This window comes from Leptospira sanjuanensis (assembly GCF_022267375.1).
GTDB classification, from domain to species: Bacteria; Spirochaetota; Leptospiria; order Leptospirales; family Leptospiraceae; genus Leptospira; species Leptospira sanjuanensis.
Genome location: NZ_JAIZBH010000001.1, coordinates 294,997 through 308,778, shown reverse-complemented (window position 1 = coordinate 308,778; position 13,782 = coordinate 294,997). Strand labels below are relative to the sequence as shown.

General features: G+C 44.6%; 11 protein-coding genes. 7 read left to right on the top strand and 4 right to left on the bottom strand.

What is annotated here, in order from left to right:
* Positions 1 to 154: 154 nt before the first annotated feature.
* Positions 155 to 1,414, top strand: a complete 1,260-nt coding sequence (locus LFX17_RS01475) for an NADH:flavin oxidoreductase/NADH oxidase family protein (protein WP_238744679.1) — start codon at positions 155 to 157, stop codon at positions 1,412 to 1,414.
* A gap of 58 nt (positions 1,415 to 1,472) precedes the next feature.
* Here LFX17_RS01475 and LFX17_RS01470 read toward each other — a convergent pair whose 3' ends face one another.
* On the bottom strand, positions 1,473 to 2,444 hold the full coding sequence (locus tag LFX17_RS01470) for a glycerophosphodiester phosphodiesterase (protein ID WP_238731466.1): 972 nt from the start codon (positions 2,442 to 2,444) through the stop codon (positions 1,473 to 1,475).
* Positions 2,445 to 2,794: 350 nt separating this feature from the next.
* Here LFX17_RS01470 and LFX17_RS01465 point away from each other — a divergent pair, with 350 nt between their 5' ends.
* Positions 2,795 to 3,292, top strand: coding sequence for a GlcG/HbpS family heme-binding protein (locus LFX17_RS01465; RefSeq protein ID WP_238744678.1), 498 nt, complete (start codon positions 2,795 to 2,797; stop codon positions 3,290 to 3,292).
* 218 nt (positions 3,293 to 3,510) lie between these two features.
* On the opposite strand, the gene LFX17_RS01460 is transcribed toward LFX17_RS01465, so the two are convergent.
* The gene (locus tag LFX17_RS01460) at positions 3,511 to 5,211 is read right to left on the bottom strand and encodes a hypothetical protein (RefSeq protein ID WP_238744677.1); all 1,701 of its coding nucleotides are present in this window, start codon (positions 5,209 to 5,211) and stop codon (positions 3,511 to 3,513) included.
* Positions 5,212 to 5,533: 322 nt separating this feature from the next.
* Here LFX17_RS01460 and LFX17_RS01455 point away from each other — a divergent pair, with 322 nt between their 5' ends.
* Positions 5,534 to 7,711 carry a hybrid sensor histidine kinase/response regulator gene (locus LFX17_RS01455; RefSeq protein ID WP_238744676.1) on the top strand — a complete coding sequence of 726 codons (2,178 nt, stop codon included), beginning with the start codon at positions 5,534 to 5,536 and terminating at the stop codon, positions 7,709 to 7,711.
* A 5-nt stretch (positions 7,712 to 7,716) separates the two neighbouring features.
* Here the strand turns inward: LFX17_RS01455 and LFX17_RS20910 are convergent, their stop codons facing one another.
* Together LFX17_RS20910 and LFX17_RS01450 are read right to left on the bottom strand one after the other, a co-directional pair.
* Positions 7,717 to 7,974, bottom strand: coding sequence for an LA_0364 family Cys-rich lipoprotein (locus LFX17_RS20910; protein WP_406600652.1), 258 nt, complete (start codon positions 7,972 to 7,974; stop codon positions 7,717 to 7,719).
* A 216-nt stretch (positions 7,975 to 8,190) separates the two neighbouring features.
* A complete protein-coding gene (locus LFX17_RS01450; RefSeq protein ID WP_238728546.1) occupies positions 8,191 to 8,493 on the bottom strand; it encodes an LA_0364 family Cys-rich lipoprotein in 303 nt (100 codons plus the stop codon).
* Between the two features lie 361 nt (positions 8,494 to 8,854).
* Here LFX17_RS01450 and gcvT point away from each other — a divergent pair, with 361 nt between their 5' ends.
* The 4 genes from gcvT (at position 8,855) to LFX17_RS01430 (ending at position 13,743) form a co-directional block, all read left to right on the top strand.
* Positions 8,855 to 9,970 carry a glycine cleavage system aminomethyltransferase GcvT gene (gene gcvT / locus LFX17_RS01445; protein ID WP_238744675.1) on the top strand — a complete coding sequence of 372 codons (1,116 nt, stop codon included), beginning with the start codon at positions 8,855 to 8,857 and terminating at the stop codon, positions 9,968 to 9,970.
* Positions 9,971 to 9,988: 18 nt separating this feature from the next.
* On the top strand, positions 9,989 to 10,381 hold the full coding sequence (gene gcvH / locus LFX17_RS01440) for a glycine cleavage system protein GcvH (protein ID WP_238728544.1): 393 nt from the start codon (positions 9,989 to 9,991) through the stop codon (positions 10,379 to 10,381).
* 39 nt (positions 10,382 to 10,420) lie between these two features.
* On the top strand, positions 10,421 to 13,315 hold the full coding sequence (gene gcvP / locus LFX17_RS01435) for an aminomethyl-transferring glycine dehydrogenase (protein ID WP_238744674.1): 2,895 nt from the start codon (positions 10,421 to 10,423) through the stop codon (positions 13,313 to 13,315).
* A gap of 80 nt (positions 13,316 to 13,395) precedes the next feature.
* Positions 13,396 to 13,743 (top strand): DUF3147 family protein, encoded by a 348-nt coding sequence (locus LFX17_RS01430; RefSeq protein ID WP_238744673.1) that lies wholly within the window; start codon positions 13,396 to 13,398, stop codon positions 13,741 to 13,743.
* Positions 13,744 to 13,782 lie beyond the last annotated feature (39 nt).

The following is a 13,782-nucleotide window of genomic DNA, read 5'->3' as shown; positions in this document are numbered from 1 at the left end:
TCTCCCTTTCATCTTCGGAACCACTTTCCTCCGGTCAAACGAATTCGCTTTTCAAAGTAAAAATAAATACCAACCGGTAGGAATTAAGCGTTGACAAAGAATTCTCCATAAATACCGATGGGTAGGAAAGAAAATTCCGAACTGGAGAAGTCCCATGTCCCAAACAGTTTCCCCGCTCTCTCAAAGCCTCACATTGCCCAACGGCCAGGTTTTAAAGAACCGGATCGCCAAAGCTTCGATGGAAGAAAGTTTAGCCGACGACGAGTTTCTTCCCGGAAAAGAAATGATTCGTTTGTATGAACGCTGGGGAAACGGTGGAGCCGGACTTCTTTTGACCGGAAACGCTATGGTAGATCCGACCGCGTTGACCGGACCGGGAAATGTCATTATCCGAGACCAAGGAAAATTGGATTCTTTCAAACGATGGGCCGACGCGGGAAAATCGGGCGGCTCTAAAATTTGGATGCAAATCAATCATCCCGGTAGACAGGTTTTCAGTTTTATTTCGGAAACTCCGGTCGCCCCTTCCGCCGTGAAAGTTCATATTCCAGGAAGAATGTTCGCGAAAGTTTTCGGAACTCCACGCGCCCTCACCGAAGACGAAATCAAAAAAATCATCGATCGTTTTATTCAAGCCGCGGTCATCGCGGAAAAAGCTGGCTTCGACGGAGTCGAAGTGCACGCCGCTCACGGTTATTTGATCAATCAGTTTCTTTCTCCGTTGACCAATCTTCGCAAGGATCAATGGGGCGGTTCTCTGGAGAATCGCGCGAGAATTCTTCTCGAAATCGTAAACGGAATCCGCGCTTCCACCCGAAAAGAATTCGGAGTCGGAGTAAAACTCAACTCGGCCGATTTTCAAGGCGGGGGTTTTGCGGAAGAAAACGCGATCCAAGTGATTGAAATGTTAAATCAATCTAATTTAGATCTACTTGAAATATCGGGAGGAAACTACGAATCTCCCGCCATGCAGGGAGGAGAATTCAATGGAACGCGCAAACGCGAAGCGTATTTTTTGGATTTTGCGAAAAAGGCGAGATCGATCGCAAAGATGCCTTTGATATCCACGGGCGGTTTCCGTTCCAAGAATATTATGGAAAATGCAATCACTTCCGGCGCCATCGACCTGGTCGGAATCGCGGCTCCGTTCGCTTTCGACCCGGATTGCGCTTCTCGACTTCTTTCCGGAAACGCGGAAACGATCGAATTCAATCTTCCGAATCTTTCCAATCCGGTTTTCAGTTCTCTTTCAAAAATGTCCGCCATCAAATTTCAGTTCCGAAGAATGGGACAAGGAAAAGAACCGAGAATTCCTCGATCGATGATCGGCAACTTAATCTGGGAACAAATTCGCAGTAGAAGAAACGCTACGAAATATAAAAACTTTTTAGCACTACCCTCTTCGACAAAATAAAGAATCGGAATTTTTTATGGGATCGAACGTATCCATTTTTCGATCGCGTTTCAGCTTCTTATCTTTTGATCGCTTGCATCAATCGATCCGGATAATCACTGATTATACCGTCCACACCCGCATCGATCAATCTTCTCATTTCATCCGGCTCGTTCACCGTCCAAGGGATCACGGAAATTTTATGAGAATGCGCTTCCTGAACGAATGCTTCCGTCACGTATAAGAAATACGGAGAAATAATATCCGCTTTCACTTCGATCGTTTTTTTCAACGCGTTTTCGCGAGCGGAATTTCCGAATCCCAATTTCATCAGGGCGCCTTGAAAGTATGTTACGGAAAAAAGAGCGCTCGTTTTGATCTTTGGATTTTTTTCCTTTACGATCGGCAACGCTTGTATGTAAAACGATTGGATCGTTGTTCGATCCGCGGCTTTTGCATCTTCGACGGCTTTGACGAGGAGAGTTACATGATCCCTCACTTTCTCCATAGGAAGTTGAGCCTTGTCGTCGTTCGGGAACTTCGTTTCGATATTGAATTTGAGCTTCGGCCGATTCGGATTCTTCTTTTCAACGTTTGCGACGAGCGAGAAAAATTCTTCAATCGTAATCAGTTCGGTTCCCGGAACGGAAACTTGTTCCGGATATTTCGGATTTTTTTTAGTCCCGCAATCCAGTTGTTTCAATTCCGCCAAAGTCAAATCGTATAGTGAAACGGAAGAAATCGGAGTTCCGTCCTTTTTCTGACAGATCGTTGGATTGGTTTCCGAATCGTGATGAATTACGATTTTCTTATCTTTGGTAAGAACCGTGTCCAATTCCAAAGTAGTCATCTCGTAACGGATCGCCTCCTCGAACGCGGGCCACGTATTTTCCGGTTTTAAACCTCTTGCACCCCGATGTCCCTGCAAATCCACAATGCCGTCTAACGGCTTATTGACGATCGGCGCGCCCGAACAGGAAGGCACGGCGGAGGAAAAAAGAACCACGAAAAAAATCTCGAAAAGAAATCTAACTTTGATTTTGGAATTCATCTTAGCGCAGAATTCTTTTTTCTTTTCGAAAGTAGGAAAGCTTTTTTTGATCCGATCGGCGCCGAATCGAATTCCGATTTCATTACCATTCAAGATCGCATAAACCGCTTGACAGAACGGAAAGCTCCCGTTTCAATTTTTTTAATTCCGAACTTCCGTCGGGATTTTTCCTCGAAACGGTTTTACGGAAGAAAGCCGCCCTCCTCGATCCTACGACATTCGGTCCAAGGATCGATTCCAGTTTCAAATCCGAAAAGGTTAAACTAACAATCAAAACTTTCTTTGGTTCGAGTCGATTCGTTTGGATCGCCGTTCCATTGAACTTCAATTCACACAAGGGAGAATCATCCATGAATCCAAAATTCATTGTCGCATTAACGGTTTCTATTTTTCTAATAAATCCGTTTTATATCGCAAGCCAAAGCCAACCCAGTTTTCCGGATTACGGAAACCCAGTACGTTTAGATCTCGCAAAAAAGATCGTACTCAAAGCGCAGAACGAAGCGAAAAAGAACGGCTGGAAGATGGTCTTTTCCGTAGTCGATTCCGGAGGCAATCTGATCCTTCTGGAAAGAATGGACGGAGCCCAATTCGGTTCGATCGATATTTCGCAGGGAAAGGCGAAATGCGCGAACAATTTTAGAAGACCCACAAAATCGATGGAGGACGCGATTGCCGCCGGCGGAGTCGGATTAAGAATTCTAGGCTTACCGGGAGTATATCCTCTGGAAGGCGGAGAATTGATTTTGATCGATGGAAAAATCGCCGGAGCCATCGGGGTTTCCGGAGGAACTTCAAGCCAGGACGGTCAAGCGGCTCGCAGCGGATTGGAAGCAGTTAAAGAATAACGAATTCTTCCACCTTTCGCCAAACTCTTGTTTGGTGAAAGGAACATTCGCATTTTGAACTTCCTTTCGACAAACCCAATTCAACCTCGTAATTTACCTTACCGCAATGACGACATCCGTTTAATACATATTCCATTTCCGTAATGATTTACATTTCCTTACTAAAATCAGAATGTCATAGATGAAAAGCGTCTTCAAGTTCAAAAGTTTCTTCGCATTCAAGGATTAGGGTTTTCCACCAGATCGATCCTCATCAATTTGAAATCGTAAACGAAAGTCAAGTATGCCTCGAAACAAATATTAAAACCGTCCAGGGTTCTCAAAAGAATCCGACGTTTTCGTTCTCCGTCCGGTCCCAAAACAGTCAAAAGAAATCGATTCTCCGCTCCGTAGCCGTCGTAAACATATTCGACAAACGCGATATTCTTTCCGTCAAACGTGAAAATCTTTCTGAGTTCGCTTTGGATCGGATATTCTGCGATCAATTCTCCGTTTCGGTTTAAAATCGTGACGTGTTTATAATCTTCCGCAAAGACGAGTCGATCCTCGGTTAAAAAAACGGGAAGATTCGGATTCGGACTTTTGTGCGGACCTAAAATATCGGTACAAGTCTTATCGTATATTTTTAGAATCCGAAATTCCGAATCGGTGACATACGTCTTATCGTAACCGAAACAAAAAAGATAACCCTCATCGAAATTCAACGGCGGAGCGTTCAAAAAATGAATCAATTCCACGCCGCTATTCTGTTTTTCCTTAAATTCGATTAAGCCGTTTCTTTGCGGATTTTCGATCTTCGCATAATAATAAAAAACATTCAAGCGTTCGTCGATCCAAACCGGATGTGCGAATGATTTCCAATCCGTCAACGGCTTAAACCGGGAATCGAACACCGAAAATCCTTTCATCGTGATCGGAATTAGATTCTCCGTTTCGTCGAACAACATTCTTCCCGAAAAAATTTCTCCGTTGGGAAGATCCAATCGGCGGATTTCTTTTTGGCGGAGAAGATCGTAAACGACGATGGAGCGGTCCCTCGCCAAATAAAGAATGTCATGATGAATCGTTACATCAAAGTTATGGACCGTTCTACATTCCGAATAATCCCGTTCCCTCGTCGGATCGACTTCGTAACAGGAAAATTGTAATAGGAATTCTCCCAACTTTTTTCCGTTTAAGTCGTGAATGAGCAGCTTATCGGGACGATCCAAAAGGGAAAACGGAGTTTCCTGAACGCCGTGAAAAGAACAAACGTATCCGGCTTTCCAAAACAAAATCGGCACCTTCGGACCGCTTTGAAACGGAGGAAGAATATTCGTTTTCCATAATACGTTTCCGGTCTTAACTTCGATCGCACTTAAAAAATGTTTTTCTTCCCCTTCCGCGGTCCAAAGAACGATTCGATCCGCATCGATGGAACAACTTTCGATCGTCCGGGTTCCTTTCGGAAGAGTAAGAATCGGAACGGCACCGTCGTGAAATCCTTGTTCGGTTATTTTTTTATGTTCTTCCGGAAAATTCTCGGAAAACCACTTTTCCAACCAATACTTGATCGAATTATCAAGATCGATCGGTCTTTCCATATACAATTTCTTTAATGTTTTTCGTTCATCGTGTTCTATCTTTTGAAGGCAGGACACCGCGAAACCGTAGGGAAGAATCTGCTTTTCGTCGAATCGGATCGCAAGAAGTTTATCGAGGGTCGGATTTTCCACGATCTCTTTTTCCTTGCCCTCGAGCAGCCTCGCTTCCTGAACATAAAACTCGGGATATGTGGATCTTGGATCGCCCGTTCCTCTGCTTTGAATGACCCACAAAGAAGCGCAGGTTTTGCATCGATAAATATCGGGAAAAACCTCCGTGGAATGTTCCACGATGTCCCGGATCGGAAAATCATAGGAATAACGATCCTCAGTCAAGGTAACTCTTCGGAAAAAAGTTTTTTCACCGTTTTTACAGAACAGACAACTCATAATTTTCTACAATTGGACTTAAAAACGCGTTCTTTGCAAAGAATTAAACAAATCCGAGAATTCACTTTAAAACGATCTACGTTAATCCGAATTTGATTCCTCGAAAATTCCGATCGAAAACGGCCTTATTTTATCTTTAAGATTTCCTTTTTAGGATTCTATGGTATCGTTTTTCTCTGCGATCCGTTTTAAATCGGTGAAGGTATGCTCTCGACTCGATTCTCTGCCGTCACTTTGGTATAAACGAAAGGATTGAAAGTGGTACACTATGATTCATCATTATATCGATACTGCGGCATTCCCCAAAAAAAACACTGCTTCCTCGTCCTTTGAAACTTTTTTTAAATTCTTAACCTCTCCGATCGTATTCTTAAAAACTTTTTTTCGAAACTTATTTTTATCCAAAGGATGGTTGGCTCTTTCCGATTTGGAAGAACAGAAAAAGATCGAAGTTCTCTTGGATCATCTCTTTCGGATTTTTGAAGATCTTTCCGCAGGGTATTCGCTTTCCGAAATTCTTTTTACTTTGGCTCAAGCGATCGAAAAATATAGTTCCGATATTCACGCGAGTATTCTGTTAATCGACCAAGACGGCGTTACTCTCAGGCATTGTGCAGCTCCAAGTCTTCCCAAAGAATATTGCGACTTCGTGGACGGAGAACGAATCGGTCCCGACTGCGGATCCTGCGGAACCGCGGCTTATACGAAAAAACTCGTTGTCGTCGAAGACATACAAAACGATCCTCTTTGGCTAAAATATAAGGACACTGCAAACCGATTTCATTTACGCGCTTGCTGGTCTCATCCGATCCTATCTCCCACCGAACAAGTGTTAGGCACGTTCGCGCTCTATTATTACGAACCGAAACGCCCTTCGGAACTGGATCTAAGATTGATTCATTCTCTGGCTCATATCGCGGGTATTGCGATCGAAAGAAAAAGAATCGAAGACCTTAAAACGGAAAGTGAAGCCCGTTATCGCTCTCTTGTGGAACAAGCTTCGGATACGATCTTTCTTACCGATCGGGAAGGCAGATACGTCGAAATCAATCCGAGCGGCTGTGCATTGTTAGGTTATACAAAGGAAGAATTTCTGAAACTTCATCTATGGGATGTGATCGAACCCGAAGATCTCAAAAAACAACCGCTTCGAGTCAACGACCTGAAAGCCGGTAGACCGGTTTTGACGGAAAGACGATTGGTTCGCAAAGACGGAAGCATCGTCCCCGTGGAAATCAATGCGCGTTATTTGGAAAACGGGTATATTCAAGGAATCGTTAGAAATATTTCAGAAAGAAAGGTGACCGAAGAAATCGTAAGACAAGCGCAAAAGATGGAAAGCATCGGCCTTCTTGCGGGAGGAATCGCGCACGATTTCAATAACCTACTTACGATGATTCTCGGAAGCGCGGAAGTTATGGAACTTCGGATCGATAAGAATTCCGACCTGAATAAACACGTAAACAGAATTATTGAAGCGGCAAAACGCGGAGGCTCGATCACCAAACAGCTTCTTCTTTTTTCAAGACCGGGCTCCTCCGAACTCAAACCGATTTCCATTTCGCATATTATCAAAGAAGTAACGGATATTCTTGGGTTTTCGCTTCCGAAAAACATTTCGATTGAAACGAAAGTCGATCTCACAAAAGGAATCATCTTGGGCGACAGCGGACATCTTCATCAGGTGATTCTTAATCTGGCGTTGAACGCGAGAGACGCGATGCCCGACGGCGGAAAAATTACGATTCAGGAAAGCATCGTTACGGGAGAAGAAGTTCGTAAAAAATTCATTTCCGGAACCGCCAACCGGTACGTCTGTATTCAAGTTTCGGATACGGGAAGAGGAATGAATTCTACAACGAAGTCGAAAATTTTCGAACCTTTCTTTACGACCAAAGAACGGGGAAAAGGAACCGGTTTAGGTCTTTCGATCGTGGATACGATCACTAAAAATCATTTCGGTTTTATCGACGTCGAATCCTTCCCCAATCAGGGAACAAAATTTTCTTTATTCTTTCCGGCCGTTTCCTCCGGAGAAGTCGCCGATACGGACAAGGTAAAAAAACAAACCCGACTGAATGCGAACGTATTGATCGTAGACGACGAAATTATGGTTCTCGACGTTCTCAAAGATATTTTGGAGTTATCGGGCTGCAAAGTTTTCTCGGCGAACAGTGGAAAACAAGCTTTGGAACTCTATCAGAATTCGAAAGACAAAATCGATTTGGTCATTACGGATCTGGGAATGCCCGAAATGAACGGCGATGTTCTTTTTGCGCTTTTAAAAAAAATAACTCCTTCCATTAAGGTGATCGTCACCTCCGGTCACATAGAACGGGATAAGAAGGAGAAATTATTGGAACAAGGCGTCGTCAGCATATTAGACAAACCTTATAAAATAGAAGCCGTTCAAACGATCGTGCAGGAATCGCTGAGAACCGATTGATCCTTTCAATACATATCCTTCAGTTTACAATCGGTTTGGCATAAATTGTAAAAGACGGAACAGTTCGCAATCGCATCCCCTGCCGGATTCGAACTTTGGTTCGAGGCCTGAGCGGAAGAATCTTTTACGATCAAAGCTGAAAAGCAAATTTGCGACCGCTCTTTGCATGTGTTTTCACAACGTTCTTTAGAAGTCGTTTGGTTACAGGAGACGGCAGAAGAAACCCACAAAAGCCAAAGATTGAGGATCAATATTTTATTCATAATTCGATTGTATCCCAAATCCGATCTTCAATCAATGAAACACATTAGCATTTCTGCATTAAGTTATAAACTGAACCGCAAAGAGGCCGCAATTTTTCCACATTCATACAAGTGCCGCTCACTAAAAAACTTCTTCCGTTCTTATTACGATTGAGCCTACGATCCGATTGCGTTTCGTATCGGTTTTAGACGATACAAATAGAACCTCAAACAATATCAAAACGCGTGTTTCTTGTCGCAATCCGCTTCACAAGACGCTTTAGCGCCAATGCAGGTAATCGGGCTAAATAAAAAACTCAAAAAAGAATTCGATGAACTTGCACTTGATGAGCTCGAACCGGAGCCGCTTGAATTATTTGCAAGCAAGGATGAAATCAACAAAGAACCGGCGATACAATCCGATTCGGCGGATTTGCAATAATTATCTTCGTAACATTTTTGACGAGGAGATATTTCGGAACACTGTAAAACGAAAAGGACGGAAACGATTACTAACGCAACAATACGGATTTTTTTCATAACGGAAACCATCGAAGATCCGCAGAAAAAGACAATCATTTAATTCCAAACTCAAGGTTCGAACGTGAAATTTCAATATTAAGCAATATTAAAAAAAACTAATTCTCTAATATAGTTTTATCAATTTTTTCCGCATATCATGTCTTGATTCCGAGATCGGAAGGATAGAAAAGCGCCTTTCCTTTCATTCGCAACAGCGGAGAATCGGAAAGTTCGCTCCAATCAATACGGGTGGTTTTTCCGGCAGGTTCCGCTTAAAATCCCGTTCCTTCCCGCCTTCGGCCGCGAATTGGTAAAAATTTACCCAAAAATCCATTTGTCCCTATACGGAACTAGTAAAAATTGGTACCCGGAAAGCTTTATGTCCCAAGATAAAAAAACACCGCTCTACGAAACCCATCGCGCGCTCGGCGCCAAAATGATTCCGTTTGGGGGCTGGGACATGCCCGTTCAATATTCGGGGATTATCGCGGAACACAACGCGACGCGTCAAGCGGCCGGCCTTTTCGATGTTTCTCATATGGGAGAAATTTTCGTGACCGGCGAAGCGAATGCGATTCTTCGTTTTTTGGAATCGGTCACCTGTAATTCCGTTTCTTCTTTGAACGACTTTCAAGTTCAATACAACGCCATTCTCAACGAACAAGGCGGACTCGTGGACGACGTTACGATCTACAGATTCTCCCCCGAAAAATATATGATCTGTTCGAACGCTTCCAATTACGAAGCGGTTACCGCTCATCTTCTCAAACATCTTCCCGCATCCGGCGTAAAGGTAGAAGATCAAAGTCTACGCTGGCATCAAATCGCTCTGCAAGGTCCGAAGGCCAACGAAATCTTTTCGAAATTCCTAGGAAGAGAATTGGATTCGATCAAGTATTATCACTTCGCCCTGCTTCAACACGAAGGCGAAGAGATCATCGTTTCCCGAACCGGTTACACGGGAGAAGACGGCTTTGAAATTTATTCTTCCATTCCTTTAGGACTAAAACTCTGGAACGGACTTTTGGAATTCGGTAAAGAACAAGGACTTCTTCCTTGCGGACTCGGTGCGAGAGACACTCTGAGAATCGAAGCAAAATATCCGTTATACGGACATGAACTCAACGACCTTTGGACACCGATCGAATCCGGAATAGGCTGGATCGTAAAGGAAAAGGAACAATCCTACTTTTGTTCCGATAAAATTCTTTCCCAAAAGAAAAACGGAGTTCCGTCAAAAATCGTCGCCTTCGAATTAACGGAAGCGGGTGTTCCTCGCGAGAATTTCCGCGTTCTCGATTCTCAAGGAAACGAAATCGGAAAAACGACTTCAGGAACATTCTCCCCTTCCTTAAAGAAGGGAATCGGCTTGGCTTTGATCCGCGCCGAAAAAATCAAGGACGGCGAACCGATTCAGATTGAAATCCGCGAGCAACCCAAACAAGCTATCATAACGACAAAGCCTTTTGTCCCAGGCAGCATCAGAAAAAACTAAATCAGGAAACAACGGATCATGGCAGAAACGCAAGCACCCGCAGGATATCTTTTCTCGGAAAAACACGAATGGGTAAAAGTGGAAGGAGACATCGCTCTCATCGGAATTTCGGACTTCGCTCAATCAGCGCTCGGTGATATCGTATTTGTGGATCTTCCGAAAGCCGGAAAATCGATCAAACAATTCGAAACCTTCGGAACCATCGAATCCGTAAAAGCGGCGGAAGACCTCTACGCTCCGATCGGCGGAGAAGTCGTCGAATCCAATCCGGCTCTTTCCAAAAATCCGGGCGACGTAAACGCAAAACCGTTCGATTCCTGGATGATTAAGGTAAAGGGTTTTTCCACCGCGGAGCTGGAAAAACTTCTCAGTCCGGAAAAATATAAGGCTCTCGTAGCCGGACTCGAATAACAGTAAAGTCTAATATAGAGAATTTAGCAGAAGGTAATTATGAACTCGACTCTTCAAAACCAATCCAACACAGATCTTTCCAAGGTAAGCACGGGTCCGTTGGACACTTTTCCAAGGCGGCATATCGGTCCGAATCCGCAACAAACCGCCGAAATGTTGAAAGAGTTGGGATTATCTTCATTGGAAGAACTGATTTCCAAAGCGGTTCCGGACGGGATTCGCTTAAAGAAGAATCTGGATCTGCCGAAGGCTTTGACGGAACACAGGATTCTTCAGGATTTGAAACTCATCGCGTCTCAGAATCAGGTCTTTCGTTCTTACATCGGAGCTGGCTACAACGCTTGTATCGTTCCCGGAGTGATTCAAAGGAACATTCTCGAAAACCCGGGTTGGTATACAGCTTATACCCCTTATCAGGCGGAGATTTCTCAAGGCCGTCTCGAAGCGCTTTTGAACTTTCAGACGATGATCATCGATTTGACAGGTTTGGAAATTTCGAACGCGTCTCTCCTCGACGAAGGAACCGCCGCTGCGGAAGCGATGTTTCTTGCGTATTCCGTCCGTAAGAACGAGACCGCAAAAAAATTCTTCGTGTCGGAACTTTGTCATCCGCAAACGATCGACGTCGTCGTAACCAGAGCGAATCCTCTCGGAATCGAAGTGGAAATCGGAAACCACGAATCGGTCGAACTCAACGAAGACTTTTTCGGAATTCTTCTGCAATATCCCGCGACCGACGGAAACGTAATCGATTATACTACCTTTATTCAAAGAGCGCATAACGTGGGGGCGATATCCGCCGTCGCAGCCGATCTTTTGTCTCTGACGCTTTTGAAATCTCCGGGGGAAATGGGTGCGGATATCGCGGTCGGTTCTTCTCAAAGATTCGGACTTCCTCTCGGATTCGGAGGACCGCACGCGGGCTACTTCGCAACGAAAGACGAATTCAAACGCAACATGCCGGGAAGATTGATCGGAGTTTCCAAAGACTCGCAAGGAAATCCCGGACTCAGACTTTCTCTTCAAACCAGAGAACAGCATATCCGCAGAGACAAAGCGACGAGCAACATCTGCACGGCGCAGGTTTTGCTTGCGGTGATTTCTTCCATGTATGCGGTTTATCACGGACCCGAAGGCCTGAAAAATATCGCGACTCGCATTCATAAATTCACCGCGGTTCTCGCAAACGCGCTTAAATCGGCGGGATTTACGATTACGAACAATTCTTTCTTTGATACGCTTACGATTCAAGCGGGCGGAAAGGCGAAGGAAATTTTAAACAAAGCGCGCTCCAAAAAGATCAATCTGAGAGAATATCAGGACGGAAGAATCGGGATCGCGTTAGACGAAACTGTAAATGTTGCCGACCTCAACGATCTGTTCGAGATTTTCGATGTGAAGAATGCGGACGTCGAGAAAAGTTTCGCGGCGGCTCCGAACGTTTCCGATACTTTCAAAAGAAACACTTCTTACCTGACGCATCCGATTTTTCAATCGCATCATACCGAAACGAAGATGCTTCGTTATATCCGTAAGCTCGAATCCAGGGATCTTTCTTTGACTACGTCGATGATTCCTCTCGGTTCCTGCACGATGAAACTCAACGCGACCACGGAAATGTATCCCGTCACTTGGCCGGAGTTCGGTGCGATCCATCCGTTCGCGCCTGCGGATCAGACCAAAGGATACAAAGTTATCTTTGAACAACTGGAAAAATGGCTCTGCGAAATCACCGGTTTTGCGGGAGTTTCCCTTCAACCGAACGCGGGTTCTCAAGGAGAATACGCGGGTCTTTTAGCGATCCGCAGATATCATGAAAGTAGAAAAGAAGCTCATAGAAACGTTTGTCTGATTCCGATTTCCGCTCACGGAACCAACCCTGCGAGCGCGGCGATGGCGGGTTTCAAAGTCGTGGTCGTTTCCTGCGATCAAAACGGAAACGTGGATCTGGATGATCTCAAAACGAAAGCGGAAGAACACAAAGACGATCTCGCCGCATTGATGATCACCTATCCTTCCACTCACGGCGTGTTCGAAGAATCGGTAAAGGAAATCTGTCAGATCGTTCACGCGCACGGCGGTCAGGTCTATATGGACGGCGCGAATATGAACGCGCAGGTCGCATTAACAAGCCCCGGAGAAATCGGCGCCGACGTTTGCCATCTCAATCTTCATAAGACGTTTTGTATCCCTCACGGAGGCGGCGGTCCGGGAGTAGGACCGATTGGAGTCGCAAAACATCTCGTTCCATTCTTACCCGGACACGTGCTTGTGGACAATGCAACCGGCAACGAACACGGAGCGGTCTCCGCCGCTCCCTGGGGAAGCGCGAGCATCGTATTGATTTCCTGGACATACATCGCTCTTATGGGGGAAGAAGGGCTGAAAAATGCGACTCAGACTTCCATCTTAAACGCAAACTACATCACAAAACGTTTGGAAAAAGCGTATCCCGTTCTTTACAAGGGAAAGAACGGCTTTGTCGCTCACGAATGTATTCTGGACGTAAGACCGTTTAAAAAAACCGCCGGAATCGAAGTCGAAGACGTGGCGAAGAGATTGATCGACTACGGATTTCACGCGCCTACGATGTCCTTTCCCGTACCGGGAACCTTAATGATCGAGCCGACCGAATCCGAGTCCTTGGAAGAATTGGATCGTTTCTGCGAAGCGATGTTGCTTATTCATCAGGAAATTATGGACGTTCAAAACGGAACGCTCGATAAAACGGACAATCCTTTGAAAAATTCTCCTCATACGGCAGCGATGGTCACTTCCGATCGTTGGGACCATTTGTATCCTAGAGAACGTGCGGCTTATCCCGCTTCTTGGCTTAGAGATCATAAGTTCTGGCCCTATGTGGGAAGAGTGGATAACGTTTACGGAGACAGAAACCTTGTTTGTTCCTGTTTACCGATCGAAAGTTATCAATGATTTGTTAAGCGAAGTCCGTTTTTCGAAAGAAGAACGGACTAAAAACAAAATCCGACCTTAAACGGAAATCGTTCGATTTTATGTTTCTTATCTTAAAATACGTTTTAAGCGCCGCTTTTATAACTTTAATTTCGGAATTGGCGAAAAGATCCGATCGTTTAGGCGCTTTTATCGGTTCACTTCCTTTCATAACTATCTTCACTCTCATTTGGTTGAAGCTGGAAAATCAAGAGAATGCGAAAATTGAAAACCACGCCTTTTACACGTTTTGGTATGTTCTCCCCACCCTACCGATGTTTTTAGTATTTCCTGCCTTGCACAGAAAATTCAACTTTTGGATCGCGCTCTTCTTGTCCTGCGCTTTGACGGTTTTGCTTTTTGGGGTCACGGTATGGATCGGAAGGAAATTCAAAATCGATCTATTATAAATTTTGATAAACCGAATCGACGACGTTCATCTTGTCGAA

Coding starts and splice junctions, on each gene's coding strand:
- LFX17_RS01475 (WP_238744679.1), top strand. CDS start 155: ATGTCCCAAACAGTTTCCCCGCTCTCTCAAAGCCTCACATTGCCCAAC.
- LFX17_RS01470 (WP_238731466.1), bottom strand. CDS start 2,444: ATGAATTCCAAAATCAAAGTTAGATTTCTTTTCGAGATTTTTTTCGTG.
- LFX17_RS01465 (WP_238744678.1), top strand. CDS start 2,795: ATGAATCCAAAATTCATTGTCGCATTAACGGTTTCTATTTTTCTAATA.
- LFX17_RS01455 (WP_238744676.1), top strand. CDS start 5,534: ATGATTCATCATTATATCGATACTGCGGCATTCCCCAAAAAAAACACT.
- LFX17_RS20910 (WP_406600652.1), bottom strand. CDS start 7,974: ATGAATAAAATATTGATCCTCAATCTTTGGCTTTTGTGGGTTTCTTCT.
- LFX17_RS01450 (WP_238728546.1), bottom strand. CDS start 8,493: ATGAAAAAAATCCGTATTGTTGCGTTAGTAATCGTTTCCGTCCTTTTC.
- gcvT (WP_238744675.1), top strand. CDS start 8,855: ATGTCCCAAGATAAAAAAACACCGCTCTACGAAACCCATCGCGCGCTC.
- gcvH (WP_238728544.1), top strand. CDS start 9,989: ATGGCAGAAACGCAAGCACCCGCAGGATATCTTTTCTCGGAAAAACAC.
- gcvP (WP_238744674.1), top strand. CDS start 10,421: ATGAACTCGACTCTTCAAAACCAATCCAACACAGATCTTTCCAAGGTA.
- LFX17_RS01430 (WP_238744673.1), top strand. CDS start 13,396: ATGTTTCTTATCTTAAAATACGTTTTAAGCGCCGCTTTTATAACTTTA.